We start from the raw sequence: 21928 nt of genomic DNA, 5'->3' as shown, positions 1-21928 counted from the left end.
CCGGTCCGCACCGGCCTCCACCGGGCTACTCCGGTCTCCACCGGTGTCGTCCTCACTTCCACGCTAGACCCGCCCCTCCTGGACGGCGCACCCGCCCTTGGAGATCCCGCTCGGCGTCCTCACCTCGCTCGTCGGCGGCCCGTAGCTCCGCCGGCTACCGGGCCGCCGAAAAGCCACACGAACGATCAGATCGTGGCGGTGTCGATCACGAACCGGTACCGGACGTCGCTCGCCAGCACCCGCTCGTACGCCTCGTTGATCTGGTCCGCGCGGATCAGCTCGATCTCGGCGCCGAAGCCGTGCTCGGCGCAGAAGTCCAGCATCTCCTGGGTCTCGGCGATGCCGCCGATGGCGGAACCGGCGAGCGTCTTGCGGCCCATGAGCAGCGGGAAGAGGTTCAGCGAGATCGGCTCCTCGGGCGCGCCCACGTTCACCAGCGCGCCGTCGGTCTTCAGCAGCCCGAGGTAGGCGCCGAAGTCCAGCGGGGCCGAGACCGTCGACAGGATGACGTCGAAGGTGCCCGCCAGCTCCTCGAAGGTCTTGGGGTCGCTGGTGGCGTAGTAGTGGTCGGCGCCCAGCTTCAGCCCGTCCTCCTGCTTGCGCAGGGACTGGGACAGGACGGTGACCTCGGCGCCCAGGTGGTGGGCGATCTTCACGGCCATGTGGCCGAGACCGCCCATGCCGAGGACGGCGACCTTCTTGCCGGGGCCGACGTTCCAGTGCTTCAGCGGGGAGTACGTGGTGATGCCGGCGCACAGCAGCGGCGCGGCCTCGTCCAGGGACAGGCCCTCGGGGATGCGCACGACGTAGTTCTCGTCGACGACGATCTTCTGCGAGTAGCCGCCGTAGGTCGGCTCACCGTTCTTGTCGAGGGCGTTGTACGTGCCGACCATGCCGGTGCCGGTGCAGTACTGCTCCTGACCGGCCTTGCAGTTCTCGCACTCACGGCAGGAGTCGACCATGCAGCCGACGCCCACCCGGTCGCCGACGGCGAACCCGGTGACACCGGGCCCGACCTCGGCGACGACGCCGGCGATCTCGTGGCCGGGCACCATCGGGAAGATGGCCTCACCCCAGCCCTCACGGGCCTGGTGAATGTCGGAGTGACAGATTCCGGCGTACTTGATGTCGATCAGGACATCGAACTCACCGACCTCCCGCCGCTCGATCGTGGTCCGCTCCAGCGGAGCCTTGGCGGCGGGGGCGGCGTATGCGGTGACAGTGGTCATGCCGGGGGTCTCCTAGCGATGTGATCGCGCCCGGCTGCCTTCCGACCGGGCACGCCATCCAGGCTGCCGCCGGATCGCGCATCCACCCAGGTCACGGCTTTGCGTACGTCCGCTGTGCCTACCACTGGCGGGGACAGGCTCGTGTGCGTACGACCGTGAATACTGGACGTATGGACGAACAGCCCCTGCCCGTGCCGGAGCCCGGCGGTGGACCTGGCGCGCCCGTGCAGGAGCCCGCCGGCAGCCTGGACCGGCGCGCCGAGCTCAGCGAGTTTCTGCGCAGCCGACGGGCCCGGCTGAAGCCGGAGGACGTGGGGCTGCCGGACTACGGACGGCACCGCAGGGTCCCGGGACTGCGCCGCGAGGAGCTGGCCCAGCTGGCCGGGGTGTCGGTGGCGTACTACACGCGGCTGGAGCAGGGCAACGGGCGGAACGTCTCGGCGGAGGTGCTGGACGCGATCGCGCGGGCGCTACGGCTGACCGACGCCGAGCATGCCCACCTCACACACCTGGCCAAGCCCAAGCAGCACAAGAAGAAGCCGGCCGCACGCAACCAGCAGGTCAGGGTCGCGCTGCAGCAGCTGCTGGACTCGATCGAGAGCGTCCCGGCCTACATCGTGGGCCGTCGCTCGGACCTCCTGGCCTGGAACCGGATGGCCGAGGCACTCTTCGGGGACTGGACGGCACTGCCGGCGCAGGAGCGGAACTGGGCGCGGCTGGTGTTCCTGAAGCCGGAGTACCGCGAGCTGTTCGTGGACTGGGACCAGAAGGCGTCCGACATGGTCGCCTTTCTGCGCATGGACGCCGGCTGCCATCCGGACGACCCGCGTCTGTCGGCCCTGGTGGGCGAACTCTCCGTCAAGAGCCAGGAGTTCCGGCGGCTGTGGGCCACCCATGACGTCAAGGAGAAGAGCTACGGCGTCAAGCGGCTCCACCACCCGCTCGTCGGTGAACTGTCCCTGTCCTTCGAGACGTTCCGCATGATCGACGACGCCGAGCAGTCCCTGATCACCTACCACGCCGAGCCCGGCTCCCCGTCCGCGGAGGCCCTCCGCCTGCTGGCCAGCTGGGGGAGGGACGCGACGCGAGCGGGGACGGGGTCTTCGGCGTCGTCGACCTGAGGGCTCCGTCAGGCCGGGCACACCGTCGGGGGGAACCCGGGGAACCGTCAGGGTGACCCCGGCGAACCGTCGGGGTCACCCCGGGGATCAGCCCTCCGCCGGCGCCACACCGATCGGGCACGACACTCCCGTGCCGCCGATCCCGCAGTAGCCGGCCGGGTTCTTGTCCAGGTACTGCTGGTGGTACCCCTCCGCCGGATAGAACGGCCGGTCCTCCGCCGGGAGGATCTCCGTCGTGATCCGGCCGTAGCCCGAGCCGGTCAGGACCTGCTGGTACGCCTCGCGGGAGGTCTCAGCCGTCGCGGCCTGCTCCGGGGTGTGGGGATAGATCGCCGAGCGGTACTGCGTACCGACGTCGTTGCCCTGGCGGAAGCCCTGCGTCGGGTCGTGCGCCTCCCAGAAGGTCTTCAGGAGGCGGTCGTACGAGATCACCTTCGGGTCGTAGACCACGCGGACGACCTCCGTGTGGCCGGTCAGGCCCGAGCAGACCTCCTCGTACGTGGGGTGCTCGGTGTGGCCGCCCTGGTAGCCGACGAGGGTGGTCCACACGCCCGCCGGGAGCTGCCAGAACTTGCGCTCGGCGCCCCAGAAGCAGCCGAGGCCGAAGTCGGCGATCTCCAGGCCCTCCGGGTAGGGGCCGAGCAGCGGGTTGCCGAGGACGGTGTGGCGGTCGGGAACCGTGAAGGCGGGCTCCGGGCGGCCCTTCAGTGCCTGCTCGGGGGTGGGCAGGGTGGGTGTACGGCCGAACAGCATGTCGGGGCTCCTTCTTCCCGGGCTTACAACGGGGCCTTCCCGGTCTCTACGGGACGACACTGGATGAACGTCCCAGCGCCGCCCCGCATTCCGGACGTCCGTCAGCCCTCGGCGGCGACCACCTGCGCGGACCCGTTGCGTATGCGGCAGTAGTGCGCGGCCATGTCGGCACCGCCACCCCGGTAACGCCAGGGCAGGGCATTCACATACCCGTCCACGAGCCTGAACTGCTCGATCGCCATCTCGTCCCGGTCCTGCAGCGACAGGTAGAAGGCCAGCATGTGACGCAGCTCCGGCAGCCGCGGATGGGCCGGGTCGGCCGCGGCGGCGTCCGCGAGGCCGGCGTCCACCCGGGCCACCATCTCGGGCGTGCGGTCCACCTCGGTGTCGTTCGAGTCGTCGTGCTCGAAGTGCACGATCAGCGGCAGCACGGTCAGCAGACTGCCCAGCGGTGCCTTCGCCGCCGCCCGCTCGGCGAACTCGGTGGCCAGCTCCTTGGAGCCGCGCCACTTCTCGCACCAGTACTGGAGCGCCGAGAAGTGGGCCTCGTAGTGGTACGGGGCACGGCTCGTGATCTCCGCCCACAGCTTGTCCATCTCGGAGTGCGGATATCCGAGGCCGAGCGCGACCCAGATCTCCGCGATGAACGGCGTGGGGTCGTCCGGGTTGAGCGCCGCCGCCCGGGCGATGTCCTCACGGGCCCGCTCCAGCGTCCGATGGAAGCCCGCGAACTGCTCGCTCGTCGTGTAGTCGGCCCGCTTGCCACCCCGGATCTTCCACGCCAGGATGACCGAGCTGCGCGCCCGGACCACGGCCGCGTCCGGGTCCTCCGGGCGGTCGGACTCCCAGGCGAGCAGCCACTCGTCGTCCTCGGCCGCGATGTCGGCCAGGAGGTACGCGGCCGCCGACCGGCGCTCCCAGTCCCGCCCGATGCCGCTCATCAGCTCGGCTCCCGCCTTCCAGTCCCCGCCCCGCACGGCACCGAGCGCGGCCTCCCAGCCGGCGGGCAGCGGGCCGGCGTACTCGGTGTTCTGCCGGTCGGCGGGCAGCAGGCCGAGCTTCTCGGCCGCCTCGGCACCGTTGTCGTCGTCGCCGTCGGACGAGCCGGCGGAGAAGAACTCCTTCAGGAACACTCCGGCCAGCCACACGACGAAGATCAGTGTGGGCACGGCCAGAATGCCCAGGATCCACAGCACTACGGTCATCGGGAGCTGTCCGTTTCTCGGTTCGCCGGATTGTTGGGCATGGGGGGCAGCAGGGCGCGCAGCGGGCCGGTGTCCGGGTGGTCGGCGAGGGCGGTCTCCACCGCGGCGATGATCGCGGCATCCAGTGCTCCGTTGGGGTCCGGCGCCGGTTCGCCCGGCGCCGGCAGCAGACGCGCGGTCGCCGGCTGCTCCCAGGAGAACTCCCAGCGCACCCGCGCGCGTGCGCTGAACTCGGCCAGCACCATGCTGTGCAGCGACTCGCACAGGGTGGGCCGTACGAACTCGCGGAAGGCGCGCCCCTTCGCGGCCGCCGCCTCGCCGGACAGCGGCAGGCGCCGCGCCAGCTGCCAGAGCTGACCGTCGTCGATCAGGTCGAGCAGCGCGGGCAGAGTCGGGCGGGCCTTGGTGTAGAGGGCCAGGGCCCGGTGCAGCGGGGTGTTGAGGGTGGCGAGCTGTCCGGACATGGAGCCGTCGAGCAGTTCCTGCCAGTCGCTGGTACGCCGGAACCGCCGCACCTCCTCCGTCAGGACCGCGTCCTCCAGGGCCGCCACGGTCCGCTCCGGGGCGGACAGCAGGCCGAGGGCGGCGCCCTTGCCCTCGTCCGTGCGGCTGTCGGCGGGCAGTGCCTCGACGCGGTGCACCCGGTCGGCGATCGGCGGGTGGGAGTCGTACGGCGACGTCGGCTCGGTCGGCAGTTCGGTGCGCAGGCCGGCCAGTTCGAGCTGGCGGGCGGTCAGCATCCGGCCGAAACCGCCGAACACCTCGCCGCGCGGCGGCAGCAGTTCCGCCTCCGTGCCGAGGGTGGCGTAGCAGCGCGTGTAGAAGCCGAACGCGGCGTCCAGGACGGGGATCTCGCGCAGCGCCGAGGCGGTGGCGTCACGGCCGGCGATGCGGGCGGCCGCGGCGTCGGCGGCGTACTCCTGGCGGCGGGCGCCGGCCAGGGTGGCGCGGAAGTACAGCTTGGCGTACGCGATGTAGATGCGGGCCATGGTGCGGTACGTGATCCCCGCGTGCCCGGTGTCGACCTCGCGCGGCTTCTTGCCCTTGGCGGCCGCCTTGGCGTTCTTCTTCTCCTGGCGGGCCTGTTCGCGTGCCGTGGTCTTTCCGGCACGCTCCTCGAAGTGCCCGATGGTGCGCAGGATCTGGGCGCGGCCGCGCACGGTGAGGGCGGCGAGTCGGGTGTCGGAGTTGGAGTAGTGGCCCAGTTCGTGGGCGAGGACCGCCCTGAGCTGTGCCTCGGTCAGGCCCTGGAGGAGGGGTACGCCGAGGTAGAGGCGGCGCGGGCCGGGCAGCAGGCCGAGCAGGCGGCCGTTCTCGGCGACGGCCGCGTTGACGTCGGCGGTCAGCACGATGCGGGACGGGGCGCGGGTGCCGACCTGGTCGGCCAGCTCCCTTACGGTCCGCCAGAGTTCGGGCTCGTCGGCCTCCGTGACGGGCAGACCGGCGGCCTCCTCCTCCTTCGGTGTCCGCAACATGATCAGGCCGCGGATCAGCGGGATCGCCAGGAGTACGGAGACGAGGTACAGCTTCGCCGCGACGCCCGACGGCGCGTGCAGGTACAGCAGGTAGTCGACGCCGGCGAGGGCCGCCAGCAGCAGGACGCCGAGCAGATAGAAGCCGGCGAGCAGCACAAGAGCGCGCAGCGCGCGCAGTGTCGCGCCCATCGGTCAGGGTCCCCCCACGGGATGCGGTGAATGCAACGGAATGCGGTGAAACGGGTGGCGCGGGTGATGCGGGTGATGCGGGTGATGCGGGTGATCGCGGCGGGCGTGAGGTGGGCTCACAGCCCGGCGTGGTCCGCCGTGATCATGATTGTGGGGGGAAGCGGAGTATCGCCTACCGGCGGGTTGACGTGCAAGACGTGTTCATGGCAGGCCGGTGGCGGTGTGGCGGCGGACCGGCCTTTGGCGTGGCGGTGTGGCGGCGGACCGGCCTTTGGCGTGGCGGTGTGGCGGCGGACCGGCCTTTGGCGTGGCGGTGTGGCGGCGGACCGGCCTTTGGCGTGGCGGTGTGGCGGTGGACCGGCCCTTGGCGTGGCGTCCCTCGGACCGGCCTGCCTCCGGCAGCCACGCCCTCAGCGCAGCAGCGTGGCCGGGCTGCCGCCGTTCGCCTCGTAGCCCGCCACCGCCAGCGCCCGGTAGACCGCGAACTCGGCGGCCGGGTCCGGGGACAGCGTCCAGGGCAGGGCCCCCACATGGCCGTCGATGTGTATCAGCTGGCTCATCGCCTCTGCCCAGCGCTCGGAGCGGACCAGGAAGAACACCAGCAGATGACGCACATGCGCCAGCATCGGGTCGTCGGCGCGAGCCGAGTGCACCGCGTGCAGGGCGCCGTGGATCGCCTTGGTCACGACCTCGCTCTGGTAGAAGCCGGCGACCAGGTTGACCTCGGGGAGGTGCTCGAACACCGCGAACAGCGGCATCGCCGCCAGTAGCGAGCCCTGCGGCGCGCGGGCCGCCGCGGCCTCCGCGAACTGGGACGCCAGCTCTCGCGAGCCGTGCCACTTCTCGCACCAGTAGTGCAGCGCGGCCAAGTGCGCGCCCATGTGGTTCGGCGCGCGGTCCAGGATCTTCAGCCAGAGCTGCTCGAACTCCTCGCGCGGGTAGGCCAGGCCGCGGGCCACCGACAGCTCGATGATGTACGGGATCGGGTCACCTGGTGCGAGCAGCGCCGCCTCGCCGCACGCCGCCTTCGCCTCCTCCATGATGATCCGGAACTCGTCCGTGCCGGGCGTCGCCGTCCGCCACGCCTGCTGCACCAGGAACTCGGCGTGCACCGCCGCGCCGCCCGCGTCCTTGGGCGCCTCGGCCCGCCACACCCGCAGCCACTGGCCGCCCGGCGTCTCGCTGACGCCGCCCGGCCGCTGCTGGAGCTCCAGCGCCGCGGCACCGGCGAAGGCCTGCACACGCTGCCAGCGCCGCTCGCCCTCCGCCTCCGTCCCCGCGAGGAGCTGCGCGGCGGCCCGGTGGTCCTGCGTGCGCTGCACCAGGTCCAGGACGTCCAGCAGGTCCTGGTCGGGGCCGGGCATGCGCACGTCCAGCTCCTCCTGCCGTGCGAAGCCGTAGTTCGCGGGGTCCGCGGCATCCGGGTGGCCCGGCCTGACCAGCTCTATCCCCCTGCGCCTGCGCATCACGAGCGGACCCAGCACAAAGCCGATCATGAGCAAGCCCATCAGGACCCAGAGAATTTCCATGCCTCAAGCGAACCAGACGCCGCCGACAATTGGCCAACCTCGTCCGCCGGGCCTGTGGAAAACTTCCCGAACGACGGTGCCGGGGCCGTGACCTGGACCCGCCGTCTCCGGAAATACCCCGCCGAGCCCTGCGGCACCCCCAGCCGAGCGCTTACGCTCGGTTCCCATGAGCGACAGGCACATCAGTCAGCACTTCGAGACGCTCGCCATCCACGCGGGCAACACGGCCGACCCTCTCACCGGAGCGGTCGTCCCGCCGATCTACCAGGTGTCCACCTACAAGCAGGACGGGGTAGGCGGTCTGCGCGGCGGCTACGAGTACAGCCGCAGCGCCAACCCGACCAGGACCGCGCTGGAGGAGAACCTCGCCGCCCTGGAGGGCGGCCGCCGCGGCCTCGCGTTCGCGTCCGGACTGGCGGCCGAGGACTGCCTGCTGCGTACGCTGCTCACCCCCGGCGACCACGTGGTCATCCCCAACGACGCGTACGGCGGCACGTTCCGGCTGTTCGCGAAGGTCGTCGCCCGGTGGGGGGTGGAATGGTCGGTCGCCGACACCAGCGACCCCGCGGCCGTACGGGCCGCCATCACCCCGAAGACGAAGGTCGTGTGGGTGGAGACCCCCTCCAACCCGCTGCTCGGCATCACCGACATCGCCGCCGTCGCCCAGGTCGCCCGGGACGCCGGCGCCCGGCTCGTCGTCGACAACACCTTCGCCACGCCGTACCTCCAGCAGCCGCTGTCGCTCGGCGCGGACGTCGTGGTGCACTCCCTGACCAAGTACATGGGCGGCCACTCGGACGTCGTGGGGGGCGCGCTGATCGTCGGCGACGCGGGGCTCGGCGAGGAGCTGGCGTTCCACCAGAACGCGATGGGCGCGGTCGCCGGGCCCTTCGACTCCTGGCTGGTGCTGCGCGGCACCAAGACCCTCTCCGTGCGCATGGACCGGCACAGCGAGAACGCGGGCAAGATCGCCGACATGCTCACCCGGCACGCGCGCGTGACGCGCGTGCTGTACCCGGGGCTGCCGGACCACCCCGGTCACGAGGTCGCCGCCAAGCAGATGCGGGCGTTCGGCGGCATGATCTCCTTCCGGGTCGAGGGCGGCGAGGAGGCGGCCGTAGAGGTCTGCAACCGGGCCAAGATCTTCACCCTCGGCGAGTCCCTCGGCGGCGTCGAGTCGCTGATCGAGCACCCGGGCCGGATGACGCACGCATCGGCGGCCGGCTCGGCCCTGGAGGTCCCGGCCGACCTGGTCCGCCTCTCCGTGGGCATCGAGAACGCCGACGACCTGCTGGAGGACCTGCAGCAGGCGCTCGGCTAGCCGACGGCTACCAGCCGGTGAGCGGTGGAGTCGTCTCCGACGGCGGCTCCACCCAGGGACGCGCGGTCAGTGCCCAGACGGTGAACGCCACGGTCGCCGCGCACAGCAGCAGCCAGGCCACACGCCGGGCTAGGGTCCGGCGCCGCAGCAGACGGTCGCCGAGCCGCACGGCGTCGGCGGACAGGTCCGGCGGTACCCGGGGCGGCGTCCGCTCCATGATCCGCCGTGCGGTGGCCTCCCGATCGACCCGGCTCACCGGGACGTCCCGATCATGAGGCCGTCACCTGCGCGCCCGTCGTCGAGGGTGCGGGCGGCCGGGGCGGGTGCAACAGCGTCGTCATGGCCCGGTGGCAGACGGCGCGGACGCGTTCGGTGGGCAGTCCGAGCAGTGCTGCCGTCTGTTCCTCGGCAACTCCTTCGTACAGCCTGAGGACCAGTACCAGGCGCTCCTGCGGGCTGAGGACCGCGAGCGTACTGGCCGGGTGCGGGCGGGCCCGGCCGAGGGCGCCGTACTGGTGCCAGGCGCGGTGGGCGAAGCGGACGGCGAGGTACGCGCGCGTGCGGTCGTACGGATCCTCGCCGCGCAGCCGGTCCCAAGAGGCGTACGTGTGGGCCAGGGCCAGCGTCAGCAGGCGCCGCGCGCGCGGGTTGGCGTTCGGGACCTCGGCGGTGAGCAGCGTGGCGGTGTGCAGCAGCCGTCCCGCCGCCCCCGCGACGAACGCCTCGAACTCCCGGACCCGGCGGGCACCTTGGGACGCTTGCCGTTCGCGCACCGCCCCTCCTGCCTGAGACCGACCTGAGGACTCTCATATGAGGGCAGGCGCGCGCTTTCGGTCAAGAGTCGCGCAGGGTGGGGCTACGCGGCACCCCGGCTCAGCAGGCCGACGGCTCACAGCAGGCAGACGGCTCAGCAGGCCGACTGCTCAGGAAGCCGACGGCGCTTCCGCCCCCGGCACCCCCTGGACCGCCATCCGGGCCGAGAGGGCGTGATTGAAGCGGGTGAGGAGCGTGCAGAACGCCTCGCGCTCCTCCGGCGCCCAGTCGTGTGTCAGCTCGGCCATCAACTGACGCCTCGACGAGCGCACTTCCTCCAGTCGCGCCGACCCGCGCGGGGACAGCTGCAGCACCACCGCCCGCCCGTCCTCGGGGTGCGAGGTCCGCTTGACCAGGCCCGTGTCGACAAGCGGAGCCACCTGCCGGGTGACCGTCGACGAGTCGATGCCCATGCTCGCGGCGAGCGCCTTGACGCCCATCGGCCCCTCCTTGTCGAGCCGGTTGAGCAGCAGGTACGCGGCGCGGTCCATGGAGTTGCGCACCTGCCCGACCCCGCCGAGCCGGGTCTGTTCGGCACGCCGGGCGAACACCGCCACCTCGTGCTGCAGCGCGTCGAGAAGACCGGTGTCACCGACGGTCGTCATGTCCATCGACATTTCAGGTGTTGTGGGCATGGCCGGGGGCTCACTTCATGCTGGGTGCTGGGTTGGGGGACAGGGTACGCGGCCGGGAGGCAGGCCGTACCGGCGCTGCGCAAACCAGTCTCGGACGTTGGTCACAGCGGCTGTCGTGGCGTGTGAACTGCGAGACTTGAGTCATGAACTACCGCGAGGCCGCCCCCTTGCCCCCGGTCACCCTCGACGACGTACGCGGCGCGCAGAAGATGCTCACCGGCGTTGCACGTGTCACTGCCATGGAGGGCAGCAGGTATCTGACCCAGCTGGTGGGGGCCCCGGTCCACCTCAAGTGCGAGAACCTCCAGCGGACCGGCTCCTTCAAGCTGCGCGGCGCCTACATCCGGATCGCCGGCCTGCTGCCCGAGGAGCGCGCGGCCGGCGTGGTCGCCGCGAGCGCCGGCAACCACGCGCAGGGCGTCGCCCTGGCGTCCTCGCTGCTCGGCGTCCACTCCACCGTGTTCATGCCGAAGGGCGCCCCGCTGCCGAAGATCAGTGCGACGCGTGAGTACGGCGCCGAGGTGCGCCTGCACGGACAGGTCGTCGACGAGACCCTGGCCGCCGCGCAGGAGTACGCCGCCGAGACCGGCGCCGTGTTCATCCACCCCTTCGACCACCCGGACATCATCGCCGGTCAGGGCACTGTCGGCCTGGAGATCCTGGAGCAGTGCCCGGAGGTGCGCACGATCGTCGTCGGCATCGGGGGTGGTGGTCTCGCGGCCGGTATCGCGATCGCGGTGAAGGCGCTGCGGCCCGATGTACGGATCGTCGGCGTACAGGCGGCGGGCTCGGCGGCGTACCCGCCCTCGCTGGCGGCGGGACGACCGGTGTCGATCGAGAACCCGGCGACGATGGCCGACGGGATCAAGGTCGGGCGGCCCGGCGACGTGCCGTTCGCGATCATCGGAAATCTGGTGGACGAGGTCCGGACCGTCAGTGAGGATGAGCTGTCCACCGCGCTGCTGCTCTGCCTGGAGCGGGCGAAGCTGGTCGTGGAGCCGGCCGGGGCGAGTCCGGTGGCGGCGCTGCTGAGCGATCCGGGTGCCTTCGAGGGCCCGGTCGTGGCGGTGCTGTCCGGCGGCAACGTGGATCCGTTGCTGATGCAGCGCGTCCTGCGGCACGGCATGGCGGCGCAGGGCCGCTACCTGGCCGTACGGCTGCGACTGACGGACCGGCCGGGTGCTCTCGCGACGCTGCTCGGGGTGTTGTCAGTGGTGGACGCTAACGTCCTCGACGTGAGCCATGTGCGGACCGACCCACGGCTCGGGCTCACGGAGGCGGAGGTCGAACTGCACCTGGAGACGAAGGGCCCGGCGCACTGCGTCGAGGTCGGCGAGGCCCTGCGCAAGGCGGGGTACACCGTCATCGACTGAGCCGCCGGGGCGGCGCACGACTGACAAAGGCCGAGGTCAGGCCGAGGTCGGGTCAAGATCGCGAACTCTTCGTCGCTCGTTCGGGTAGTGTCCGTTGAGAGACGCGATACATCGCGTTATGGTGTGTCTCGTGGCACCACCCATTTGGCCGAACCCATCCCGCAAACCCCCTTTCTTCGAACCATCCCCGACGACGTGGAGACTCATATGCCAGGCGCCATCTATGCCGAAGGCCTGGTCAAGACCTTCGGTGACGTAAGGGCACTGGACGGCGTCGACCTCGATGTCCCCGAGGGCACTGTCCTCGGCCTGCTCGGGCCCAACGGCGCGGGCAAGACGACGACGGTCCGCTGTCTGACGACCCTGTTGCGCCCCGACAGCGGCCGTGCCGTCGTCGCGGGCATCGACGTAGTCGAGCATCCCGACCAGGTGCGGCGCTCCATCGGCCTGTCCGGCCAGTTCGCCGCCGTCGACGAATACCTCACCGGCCGGGAGAACCTGCAGATGGTCGGCCAGCTCTACCAGATGAGCGCGAAGGCCGCGAAGGCCCGCGCGGGCGAGCTGCTCGACCAGTTCAACCTCGCGGACGCCGCCGACCGGCCCGCCAAGACCTACTCCGGAGGCATGCGCCGCCGGCTCGACCTGGCCGCGGCGCTGGTGGTCTCACCGCCCGTGATGTTCATGGACGAGCCGACGACCGGCCTCGACCCGCGCAACCGCCAGCAGCTGTGGGAGGTCATCAAGCAGCTCGTCTCCGGCGGTACGACACTGCTGCTGACCACGCAGTATCTGGAAGAGGCCGACCATCTCGCGCACGACATCGCGGTGGTCGACCACGGCCGGGTGATCGCCCGCGGCACCTCCGACCAGCTCAAGGCCCGCACCGGCGGCGAGCGCGTCGAGGTCGTGGTGCACGAGCGCGAGCACATGACGGCCGCCGCCGAGGTGCTGGCCGGATTCGGCAAGGGCGACACAAGCGTCGAGGAACACACCCGCAAGCTCACCGTCCCCGTCACCGGCGGTGCCAAGCTCCTCGCCGAGGTGATCCGCGAGCTGGACACCCGAGGCATCGAGATAGACGACATCGGCCTGCGCCGCCCGACCCTCGACGACGTGTTCCTTTCCCTTACGGGACACGTCGCCGAGACCAAGGACGAGGAGCAGGGCGACGAGAGCGGTACGTCCGCCGACGCCAGGGGCCGCAAGCGCAAGAAGGAGTCCGTCAAGTGAGTGCCGTCACCGACGCCGCACCCCGGGCCGCGCGCCCGCACCCGCTCGGCCAGTCCGTCCGGGACTCCCTGGTCGTCGCCAAGCGCAACCTGATCCGGATGTCCCGGATCCCTGAGATGATCATTTTCGGGCTGTTCCAGCCAATCATGTTCGTGGTGCTGTTCAGCTATGTGTTCGGCGGCTCCATGAACATCGGCGGCACCACGGACTCCGCCGTCTACCGCGAGTTCCTGATGGCGGGCATCTTCGCCCAGACCGTCACCTTCGCCACGGCCGGCGCGGGCGCGGGCATCGCCGAGGACATGCACAAGGGGCTGGTCGACCGCTTCCGCTCGCTGCCCATGGCCCGCGGGGCTGTGCTGACCGGACGCACCCTCGCCGACCTGGTGCAGACGGCGCTCACCCTGCTGGTGCTCGCGATAGTCGCCCTGCTGGTCGGCTGGCGCACCCACACCAACGTCGGCGAGGTGCTCGCCGCGTTCGGGCTGCTGCTGCTCATGGGATATGCGTTCACCTGGATCGGCGCGCTGATCGGCCTGTCCGTGCGGACGCCCGAGGCGGCCACGTCCGGCGGGCTGGTCTGGCTCTTCCCGGTCACCTTCGTCTCGAACGCGTTCGTGGACTCCAGCCGGATGACGCCCTGGCTGCGGCACATCGCCGAGTGGAACCCGTTCAGCGCCACGGTCCAGGCGTGCCGAGAGCTCTTCGGCAACCCCGGGGTCTCCAACTCGGGCGCCTGGCCCATGGAGCACCCGGTCTGGGCCTCACTGATCTACTCGGCCCTGATCATCGTCATATTCCGGACCCTGGCGGTGCGCAAGTACCGCTCGGCGACGGCGTGAGGGAACCGTTCCGGTGCCCGGCAAGGTGACCTGAGCGTGGGGTGACCTGGGCATGATGAAGCCCCCGGCGTCGCGTGGACGCCGGGGGCTGTCAGGAACGGGCGGGCCGAGTTCGGCGCCGGGGCGGCTCATCGCCGCGCCCGCGGGGTCAGGCGCTGTACGGCTCGGCCTTCAGGATCTTCACCGAGGCCTTCTTGCCGTTCGGCAGCTCGTACTCCGCGTCCTCGCCGACCTTGTGCCCGATCACGCCGGCCCCCAGGGGGGACTGCGGCGAGTAGGTCTCGATGTCGGCGCTCGCGTACTCGCGCGAGGCGAGCAGGAACGTCAGCGTGTCGTCCTCGTCACCGTCGAAGGCGATCGTCACGACCATGCCGGGCGCCACGGCACCGTCCGTCGAGGTCGGCGCCTCGCCGACCTTGGCGTTCTCCAGGAGCTGGGTCAGCTGGCGGACGCGAAGCTCCTGCTTGCCCTGCTCCTCCTTGGCAGCGTGGTACCCGCCGTTCTCGCGCAGGTCGCCCTCCTCGCGCGCGGCCGCAATCTTGGCGGCGATCTCCGTGCGCGCAGGACCAGTAAGGTACTCAAGCTCATCCTTGAGCTTGTTGTACGCCTCCTGGGTCAGCCAGGTGACGTTCTCGCTGGTCTGGGTCACAGGTGCTCCTCGTCGGTACTGGGAATACAAAGCATCGCCCTACCCAGAAGAATGTTCCTTCACGAGTGGGCGAAACCACGAGCCTAACAATTCAGTGGCGGAAAGGGGAGGACATTAGTGCCCAAAATCACGTCAACGCAGGTCAGCGGCCGTGTGGAGGAGTGACGTCAGTCGGCGTGGCAGCCCAGCAGCTCCGCCGTGGTGCCCGGCGCCGTGGTGCGCAGCGTGACCATCTCGGTGATCCGGGTGGCGTCCCCGTCGAAGCGGAAGTCGGCCCGGCCGACCTCGGCACCGTCGGCCGCCTGGGAGCGGACCGTGCAGTAGCCGGAGGCGCCCGCGTCCTTCTCGACCGCCAGCTTCACCTTCACCGCCTCGTCAGACAGATCGAAGCTGATCACTTCTGCGCTGATCTTGTTCTGGGCGATGTAGTGGTAGGCGAAATATCCGATCACGGCGATGAGCAGCGCGCCAAGGGTCACGCCGACGACCTTGAGGGTGCGGTCGGCGCGCTCGTCCGAGGAGCGGCCGTAACGGCCCTCAGGCAGTCGCGTGCTCGCCGTGCTCATGATCGTCCTCTCGGCCGGGGCGGGATCGAGGATCCCGAAGGGGGCTTCCGGGGCGTACCCCGGAATTAATCGCCCCCTGATTCGGTCACTATAGAAGCCGCCGTTCGCACCCGGTCACACCGGGCGCCGACCAAACGAGGATTGAGTCTTGACTGACCAGCTGCGACTGATGGCCGTCCACGCGCACCCCGACGACGAGTCGAGCAAGGGCGCGGCCACCATGGCGAAGTACGTGTCCGAGGGGGTGGACGTGCTGGTGGTGACCTGCACGGGCGGGGAGCGCGGCTCCATCCTCAATCCCAAGCTGCAGGGCGACAAGTACGTCGAGGAGCACATCCACGAGGTACGCAAGAGAGAGATGGACGAGGCGCGCGAGATCCTCGGCGTCCAGCAGGAGTGGCTCGGCTTCGTCGACTCCGGCCTGCCCGAGGGCGACCCGCTGCCGCCGCTGCCGGAGGGCTGCTTCGCCCTGGAGGACGTCGACAAGGCGGCCGGTGAGCTGGTGAAGAAGATCCGCTCCTTCCGGCCCCAGGTGATCACCACCTACGACGAGAACGGTGGTTACCCGCACCCCGACCACATCATGACCCACAAGATCTCGATGGTGGCGTTCGAGGGCGCGGCGGACACCGAGAAGTACCCGGAGTCCGAGTACGGACCGGCGTACCAGCCGCTGAAGGTGTACTACAACCAGGGCTTCAACCGCCCGCGCACCGAGGCGCTGCACCAGGCCATGCTCGACCGAGGCCTGGAGTCGCCCTACGGGGAGTGGCTCAAGCGCTGGGACGAATTCGGCACCAAGGACCGCACGCTCACCACACACGTCCCGTGCGCGGACTTCTTCGAGATCCGCGACAAGGCGCTGATCGCGCACGCCACGCAGATCGACCCCGACGGGGGCTGGTTCCGGGTGCCGCTGGAGCTCCAGAGGGAGGTCTGGCCGACCGAGGAGTACGAGCTCGCGAAGTCCCTCGTGGATACCTCCCTCCCCGAGGACGACCTCTTTGCGGGCATCCGCGACAATGCCTGACATGAGCGCAAGCGCGAGCCTGGCAATGACCCACCTCGTCACCCTCGCCAAGGAGGTCGACGAGGACAAGGTGACCCCCGGCGTCCTCGGCTTCATCGTCTTCGCGGTGATGGCCCTGGCCGTCTGGGGCCTGATGAAGTCCATGAACCGGCACATGGGCCGAGTCGACTTCAAGGAGGCCCCGGACCCGACGGGGGCCTCCGGCAAGGACACGGCGGCGACGGGTACGTCGGGCAAGACGTCACCCACCCAGGGCTGAGCGACGCCCCGGAGGCGGCCCCTCACCTCGACGGCCACCCACCGGGGCGATTGCCTTCACCGGGGTGACCCCCACCCCGGTGGGGGCCACCGCTGACCGTGAGCCGTCGCCAGGGCTGGCCTGTCCGTCGGCCGACCCGCTGTGTGACGCGGGTCTCACGACACCGTGGCCACCGGCACCCCCATCACCTCCCGGGCATGTCGGCTGGGCACCATCCCCAGGCGCCACGCCTGCCATCCCGCCTCCAGCTCCACGCCCCGTTCCAGCAACAGCTGATACGCCTCCACGAAGTCGTCCAGCTTCCGGTCCCGAGCCGGATGCCCGGCTCGGGCCAGTTGCGCCAGTTCCTCCTGCGCCACCGCCGTACCGACCTCGGCACCCCCCGGAGAGGCGTACGGCAACAGCGTGCAGCGCAGGAAGTGAGCCCAGTCCTCGCCCCGGCGGTCGCCGTACGAGGCGAAGAGGCCGACCGCCTCGTCGCACAGGGCGAGCGCCTGGGCCGTGCGGGCGTTGCCCGCGTCCACCACCGCCAGCTCCAGGCACGTCCACGCCTCCCCGTGCGCCACCCCGATGCGCTGGAAGTCGGCGCGGGCGTCGACCAGCAGCTGCCGGGCGAAACCGGAGTTCCGCAGGGAGCCGGTCTGGGCCGCCCGCTGATCTCTCGTCGCCCGCGCCGAGTGGTGCCGCGCGCAGGCCAGGCCGTACACGTCCCGCATCCGGGAGAACATCGTCCGTGAGCGCTCCAGTTCCCTGACCGCCTGGTCCAGGCTGCCGGACTCCTCCAGCGCCTGCCCCAGGTAGTACAGCGTCCAGGCCTCGCCGCGCGCGTCCTCGTTGTCGCGGTGCCGGACCGCCGCCCGGCGCAGCTCCTCCACCGCCAGCGACGCGTCGCCCGCGACCAGCCGGGCCCGGGCCAGCTGGGTCAGGGCCCACGCCTGGCCACGGGCGTCGCGCGTACGGCCGTACAGCTCAAGGGCCGCCCGTAGTTCGCTCTCCGCGCGGGGGACGTCGCCGAGGCGCAGGTACAGCTGGCCGAGCTGGAAGTGGGCCCAGGCCTCGCCGTGCAGGGACTCGCCGGCGCGGTGCAGTTCCAGGGAGCGGTTCAGCAGGTCCAGGGCCTCGGCGAGGTGGGCGCGGTCGCGTTCCACCGCCGCCAGTGCGTGCATCGTCCAGGCCCGGTCCGTGGCCAGCGCCGGCGCGGCCTGCATGTCGAGGGCCTCGCGCAGCCGCGCCGCCGCCTCCGTCAGATTGCCCTGGTGGTGCAACGTGATGCCGAGCGAGCACAGGGCTCTCGCCGCGCCCGCGTCGTGATGCGCCTCCCGATACAGATCCACCACGGACGTCAGGGTCGTGCGTGCCTTGTCCAGCTCGCCCAGCTGGCGGGCCGCGATGCCCGTGCGCCACTGGACCGAGCGGATCAGCAGGCCCTGGTCGACGGCCTGGGCGAGTTCGCTGATCTCGCCTAGGCGGTAGAGGTCGCCGCGCAGCAGGCAGTAGTCGCACAGCGCGCCCAGCAGGTTCAGCACCGCCGCCTGGTTGACGCCCTCGGCGTGCCGCAGCGCCGCCGTGATGAAGCTGGACTCGTCGTCCAGCCAGCGCAGCGCCTCGTCGAGCGACGTGAAGCCGTGCGGGCCGAAGCGGTCGGAGCGGGTCGACATGTTGCCGTCGACCAGGCGCAGCACCGAGTCGGCGAGGTCGGCGTAGTTCACGATCAGCCGCTCCTGCGCCGCCGCGCGCTCCCCCGGGTCCTCCTCGTCCACCAGCCGGGCGTGCGCGAAGGCGCGGACGAGGTCGTGCAGCCGGTAGCGGTTGCCGCGGACGTGGTCGATCAGGCCCGCGCGGGACAGCGCGACGAGATGCCGGGTCGCCTCGGCCTCGTCGGTGGCGAGCAGGGACGCGGCCGCCGCGACACCGAGCGAGGCCCGACCGGCCAGGGCGAGGCGCCGCAGCAGCCGCCGGGCCGGTTCGCCCTGGTCGGTGTAGCGCAGCCACAGGGCACGTTCGACCGGCTCCACCGGCCCGTACGCGCCCAGGTCCGACGCCAGCCGGCGGGGCGAGCGCGGGCCCAGCGCGGAGCTCGCGATACGCAGCGCCAGCGGCAGGCCACCGCACAACTGCCGGATCCGGTCGGCGGATTCGGCGTCGTACGGCCCCGTCTCGCCCTGCGCGGCCGCGCCCATCAGCTCCTCAGCGCCGGCCGCGTCGAGCGGCTCGACGGGCAGCTGGTGCACCCACGCCGGCAGGTCGCCGGGCAGGTCGAGCGGCGCCCGGGCGGTGACCAGAACCAGGCTGTCGGACCGCTCGGGGATCAGTGCGCGCACCTGTTCGGGGTCGGAGGCGTCGTCCAGGACGACGGTGACGGGCACGTTGGTCAGATGCTGGTGGTACAGCTCGCTCAGCCGTTTGACCTGCTGATCCGTCGACGAACGCTCCCGGAACAGCAGTTGTTCACGCGGCGCGCCCAGCCGGTTCAGCAGATGCAGCAGGGCCTCGCGGGTGGACAGCGGCGGCTCGTCCCGGCTGGCGCCGCGCAGATCGACCACGCACGCGCCGCGGAACTGATCCTTCAGATCGTGGGTGGCGCGCACCGCGAGGGTCGTACGACCGCTGCCGGGCGCCCCGTGCAGGACGACCACCGTCGGCCGGGTCTGCGTGCTCGCGCGGGCAGCCTGCACCCACTGCCGGATGCGGGCCATCTCCTGCCGCCGCCCCGCGAACGGACCGACCGGCTCCGGGAGTTGACCGAACGACTGCCCCAGCACGCTCCGCCCGCGTGCCGCCCCGCTCTTGTCGGCGCCCAGCAGCTTGGGCCCCGGCTTCTTCGGCCCGGTCGACGCGGCCAGCACCCGCTGCTGGTCGAGGAACGGGCGGATCCCCCGTACCTCCAGCGCCGTCAGCCACTGCAACCGCAACTGCTCCGGGCCGCCCGGCTGGCCCACCGCTCCGGCCCGGTGGTGCGCGGCGGGCAGATGGGACCCGGCCACCTTCACCACGGTCGTCGCCGCGCCGACCACGCCGACGGTCACGCCCGCGCCGAGCGCGGTCGTCGTGCCCGTACCGAGCGCCAGATCGGCGATCACCGCAGCCACAGCGGCCACACCGGCCACAACGAGCGGCGTGCCGGCGCCCTCGCGCGCATACCGCTGCGCGAACGTGAGCCGGCCGGCCTCCGTCTCGTCCAGGGCCCGCGTGTAGGCCTCGTACTCCTCGGCGGCGGACCGCGCCATCGTGTCCAGCGCACCACGCGCCCGCGCCAGCAGCACCTTCCCGTCGGTACGGCCACCCGACCGCCGTACCTCCTCCTCCACCGCCCGCACCAACAGCCCCTCGGCCTCCACCCGATGACTGTCCCGCATGTCCCGTCCCCCTCCGTGACAACCGCTTCGCCCTACGAGTGTCCTTGCGCGGGCGCGTGATGGCGAGAGGGCGGCGATCATCGGTCGGGGGAGATGCCCGGCCGGTCGTTTCGGCAGCACCCCCTGCCCGTCGGGCAGGATGGAGGTATGCCGAACCGACTGGCGCACGAGACGTCCCCGTACCTGTTGCAGCATGCCGACAACCCTGTCGACTGGTGGCCCTGGTCGGACGAGGCGTTCGAGGAGGCGCGCAGGAGTGACAAACCGGTCCTGCTCAGCGTCGGCTACAGCAGCTGCCACTGGTGTCACGTGATGGCGCACGAGTCCTTCGAGGACCGGGCGACCGCCGAGTTCCTGAACGAGCACTTCGTCAACATCAAGGTCGACCGCGAAGAGCGCCCCGACGTCGACGCCGTCTACATGGAGGCCGTGCAGGCGGCCACCGGGCAGGGCGGCTGGCCCATGACGGTGTTCCTCACCCCGCAGGCGGAGCCGTTCTACTTCGGCACGTACTTCCCGCCGGCCCCCCGGCACGGCATGCCCTCCTTCCGGCAGGTTCTGGAGGGCGTCAGTCACGCCTGGAGTGATCGCCGCGAGGAGGTCACCGACGTGGCCGGGAAGATCGTGCGGGATCTGGCGGGACGGGAGATCGCGTTCGGCGGGATCGAGGCGCCCGGCGAGCAGGAGCTGGCGCAGGCGCTGCTCGGGCTGACCCGGGAGTACGACCCGCAGCGCGGCGGCTTCGGCGGGGCGCCGAAGTTCCCGCCGTCCATGGTCGTCGAGTTCCTGTTGCGCCACCACGCCCGCACGGGCGCCGAGGGCGCCCTGCAGATGGCGCAGGACACCTGTGAGCGGATGGCCCGGGGCGGGATCTACGACCAGCTCGGCGGCGGGTTCGCGCGGTACTCGGTCGACCGCGACTGGGTGGTGCCGCACTTCGAGAAGATGCTGTACGACAACGCCCTGCTGTGCCGGGTGTACGCGCACCTCTGGCGGGCCACTGGCTCCGAGCCGGCCCGGCGGGTCGCGCTGGAGACCGCCGACTTCATGGTCGCCGAACTCCGCACCGAGCAGGGCGGTTTCGCGTCCGCGCTGGACGCCGACAGTGACGACGGGAAGGGCAGGCACGTCGAGGGGGCGTACTACGTCTGGACCCCCGCGCAACTGCGCGACGTCCTCGGCGACGACGCCGAACTCGCCGCCCAGTACTTCGGGGTGACCGAGGAAGGCACCTTCGAGGAGGGCGCCTCCGTCCTCCAACTCCCGCAGTCCGACGCGGTGTTCGACGCCGAGAAGGTCGATTCCATCAGGCGGCGGCTGCGGGCGGCGCGTGCCGAGCGGCCCGCTCCCGGGCGGGACGACAAGGTCGTCGCCGCCTGGAACGGCCTCGCCATCGCCGCGCTGGCCGAGACCGGCGCCTACTTCGACCGCCCCGACCTGGTGGACGCCGCCCTCGCCGCCGCCGACCTGCTCGTCCGCGTCCACCTCGACGACCACGCCCGCCTGGCCAGGACCAGCAAAGACGGCCGGGTCGGCGCGAACGCGGGCGTTCTGGAGGACTACGGCGACGTCGCGGAGGGCTTCCTCGCGCTGGCGTCCGTGACCGGCGAGGGCGTCTGGCTGGAGTTCGCCGGACTGCTGCTCGACCACGTCCTCGTCCGGTTCACGGACGAGGAGTCGGGTGCCCTGTTCGACACCGCCGCCGACGCCGAGCAGTTGATCCGCCGTCCGCAGGACCCGACCGACAACGCCACCCCGTCCGGCTGGACCGCCGCCGCGGGTGCCCTGCTGAGTTATGCCGCCCAGACCGGCGCCGAGCCCCATCGCACTGCCGCCGAGCGGGCGTTGGGCGTGGTGAAGGCGCTCGGGCCGCGTGTGCCGCGGTTCATCGGCTGGGGCCTGGCGGTCGCCGAGGCCCGGTTGGACGGGCCGCGCGAGGTCGCCGTGGTGGGGCGCGCGCTGGATGACGCGGCGACAAAGTCCTTGCACCGCACGGCGCTTCTGGGCACCGCGCCGGGTGCGGTGGTCGCGTACGGGGTGCCGGGCAGTGACGAGTTCCCGCTCCTCGCCGACCGTCCGCTGGCCGGCGGTGAACCGACGGCGTACGTGTGTCGTAATTTCACCTGTGACGCCCCGACGACGGACCCGGAGCGGCTGCGGGCGGCACTCAACGCCTGATCAGAGGCCGGAAAACGCTGCCCAATTGGGCACGTGTTCGGACACGTCCCCCTAGGCGCCGTACCGTTCCGAAACAAGCTATTTATCGGAACAGCTACCGCGCTTCACAGTTCCCCCCTACTCTCTCCACAGTGCTGGGACGGGCGGTCAACCCCGTCGCGGCTGGGGGGATTTG

The 21928-nt window shown here is 71.2% G+C and carries 19 protein-coding genes; 8 read left to right on the top strand and 11 right to left on the bottom strand.

All coding sequences use genetic code 11. The features are described from left to right. Positions 1 to 185 precede the first annotated feature (185 nt). Positions 186 to 1229 carry an NAD(P)-dependent alcohol dehydrogenase gene (locus I2W78_RS13845; protein WP_196459955.1) on the bottom strand — a complete coding sequence of 348 codons (1044 nt, stop codon included), beginning with the start codon at positions 1227 to 1229 and terminating at the stop codon, positions 186 to 188. A gap of 170 nt (positions 1230 to 1399) precedes the next feature. Between I2W78_RS13845 and I2W78_RS13840 the strand changes: the two genes are divergently transcribed. Beyond that, on the top strand, positions 1400 to 2350 hold the full coding sequence (locus tag I2W78_RS13840; RefSeq protein WP_196459953.1) for a helix-turn-helix domain-containing protein: 951 nt from the start codon (positions 1400 to 1402) through the stop codon (positions 2348 to 2350). 87 nt (positions 2351 to 2437) lie between these two features. On the opposite strand, the gene msrA is transcribed toward I2W78_RS13840, so the two are convergent. The 4 genes from msrA to I2W78_RS13820 form a co-directional block, all read right to left on the bottom strand. After that, complete coding sequence (gene msrA, locus I2W78_RS13835; RefSeq protein WP_196459952.1) at positions 2438 to 3103, bottom strand: peptide-methionine (S)-S-oxide reductase MsrA; 666 nt, start codon at positions 3101 to 3103, stop codon at positions 2438 to 2440. 101 nt (positions 3104 to 3204) lie between these two features. Continuing rightward, entirely contained in the window at positions 3205 to 4308 is a 1104-nt protein-coding gene (locus tag I2W78_RS13830; RefSeq protein ID WP_196459950.1) for a hypothetical protein, read from the bottom strand. Beyond that, positions 4305 to 5972 (bottom strand): M48 family metallopeptidase, encoded by a 1668-nt coding sequence (locus I2W78_RS13825; protein WP_196459948.1) that lies wholly within the window; start codon positions 5970 to 5972, stop codon positions 4305 to 4307. The genes I2W78_RS13830 and I2W78_RS13825 overlap by 4 nt, the downstream gene beginning before the upstream one ends. A gap of 410 nt (positions 5973 to 6382) precedes the next feature. After that, a complete protein-coding gene (locus tag I2W78_RS13820) occupies positions 6383 to 7501 on the bottom strand; it encodes a hypothetical protein (protein ID WP_196459946.1) in 1119 nt (372 codons plus the stop codon). A 166-nt stretch (positions 7502 to 7667) separates the two neighbouring features. Here I2W78_RS13820 and I2W78_RS13815 point away from each other — a divergent pair, with 166 nt between their 5' ends. After that, positions 7668 to 8822 (top strand): cystathionine gamma-synthase, encoded by a 1155-nt coding sequence (locus I2W78_RS13815; protein ID WP_196459943.1) that lies wholly within the window; start codon positions 7668 to 7670, stop codon positions 8820 to 8822. 7 nt (positions 8823 to 8829) lie between these two features. On the opposite strand, the gene I2W78_RS13810 is transcribed toward I2W78_RS13815, so the two are convergent. The 3 genes from I2W78_RS13810 to I2W78_RS13800 all read right to left on the bottom strand — a co-directional run bounded on the left by I2W78_RS13810 (position 8830) and on the right by I2W78_RS13800 (position 10252). Continuing rightward, on the bottom strand, positions 8830 to 9078 hold the full coding sequence (locus I2W78_RS13810) for a hypothetical protein (RefSeq protein WP_196459941.1): 249 nt from the start codon (positions 9076 to 9078) through the stop codon (positions 8830 to 8832). 13 nt (positions 9079 to 9091) lie between these two features. Next, complete coding sequence (locus tag I2W78_RS13805) at positions 9092 to 9595, bottom strand: sigma factor-like helix-turn-helix DNA-binding protein (RefSeq protein ID WP_196459939.1); 504 nt, start codon at positions 9593 to 9595, stop codon at positions 9092 to 9094. A gap of 150 nt (positions 9596 to 9745) precedes the next feature. Beyond that, positions 9746 to 10252, bottom strand: coding sequence for a MarR family winged helix-turn-helix transcriptional regulator (locus I2W78_RS13800; protein ID WP_196459937.1), 507 nt, complete (start codon positions 10250 to 10252; stop codon positions 9746 to 9748). 161 nt (positions 10253 to 10413) lie between these two features. Here I2W78_RS13800 and ilvA point away from each other — a divergent pair, with 161 nt between their 5' ends. From ilvA to I2W78_RS13785, 3 genes are all read left to right on the top strand, one after another. Beyond that, positions 10414 to 11643: a threonine ammonia-lyase gene (gene ilvA, locus I2W78_RS13795; protein ID WP_196459935.1), complete on the top strand. Its 1230-nt coding sequence runs from the start codon at positions 10414 to 10416 to the stop codon at positions 11641 to 11643. A 207-nt stretch (positions 11644 to 11850) separates the two neighbouring features. After that, entirely contained in the window at positions 11851 to 12873 is a 1023-nt protein-coding gene (locus tag I2W78_RS13790) for an ATP-binding cassette domain-containing protein (RefSeq protein WP_196459933.1), read from the top strand. Beyond that, the gene (locus I2W78_RS13785; protein ID WP_196459931.1) at positions 12870 to 13715 is read left to right on the top strand and encodes an ABC transporter permease; all 846 of its coding nucleotides are present in this window, start codon (positions 12870 to 12872) and stop codon (positions 13713 to 13715) included. Before I2W78_RS13790 ends, I2W78_RS13785 begins: the two co-directional genes overlap by 4 nt. Before the next feature lie 148 nt (positions 13716 to 13863). Here I2W78_RS13785 and greA read toward each other — a convergent pair whose 3' ends face one another. Then, positions 13864 to 14364: a transcription elongation factor GreA gene (greA, locus tag I2W78_RS13780; protein ID WP_196459929.1), complete on the bottom strand. Its 501-nt coding sequence runs from the start codon at positions 14362 to 14364 to the stop codon at positions 13864 to 13866. Positions 14365 to 14531: 167 nt separating this feature from the next. Further along, entirely contained in the window at positions 14532 to 14930 is a 399-nt protein-coding gene (locus I2W78_RS13775) for a DUF4307 domain-containing protein (protein WP_196459927.1), read from the bottom strand. A gap of 169 nt (positions 14931 to 15099) precedes the next feature. On the opposite strand from I2W78_RS13775, the gene mca reads away from it, so the two are divergent. Continuing rightward, entirely contained in the window at positions 15100 to 15960 is an 861-nt protein-coding gene (mca, locus tag I2W78_RS13770; protein WP_196464545.1) for a mycothiol conjugate amidase Mca, read from the top strand. After that, a complete protein-coding gene (locus I2W78_RS13765; RefSeq protein ID WP_196459925.1) occupies positions 15953 to 16219 on the top strand; it encodes a hypothetical protein in 267 nt (88 codons plus the stop codon). Before mca ends, I2W78_RS13765 begins: the two co-directional genes overlap by 8 nt. 155 nt (positions 16220 to 16374) lie before the next feature. Here the strand turns inward: I2W78_RS13765 and I2W78_RS13760 are convergent, their stop codons facing one another. Then, positions 16375 to 19575, bottom strand: coding sequence for a tetratricopeptide repeat protein (locus tag I2W78_RS13760; protein WP_196459923.1), 3201 nt, complete (start codon positions 19573 to 19575; stop codon positions 16375 to 16377). 147 nt (positions 19576 to 19722) lie between these two features. Here I2W78_RS13760 and I2W78_RS13755 point away from each other — a divergent pair, with 147 nt between their 5' ends. Beyond that, complete coding sequence (locus I2W78_RS13755) at positions 19723 to 21753, top strand: thioredoxin domain-containing protein (protein WP_196459921.1); 2031 nt, start codon at positions 19723 to 19725, stop codon at positions 21751 to 21753. The last annotated feature ends 175 nt before the right edge of the window (positions 21754 to 21928 follow it).

This window comes from Streptomyces spinoverrucosus (assembly GCF_015712165.1).
In the GTDB taxonomy this organism is placed as follows: Bacteria; Actinomycetota; Actinomycetes; order Streptomycetales; family Streptomycetaceae; genus Streptomyces; species Streptomyces spinoverrucosus_A.
Note: the sequence above shows the minus strand (reverse complement) of the source record. Positions and strands in the feature narration are given on the sequence as shown.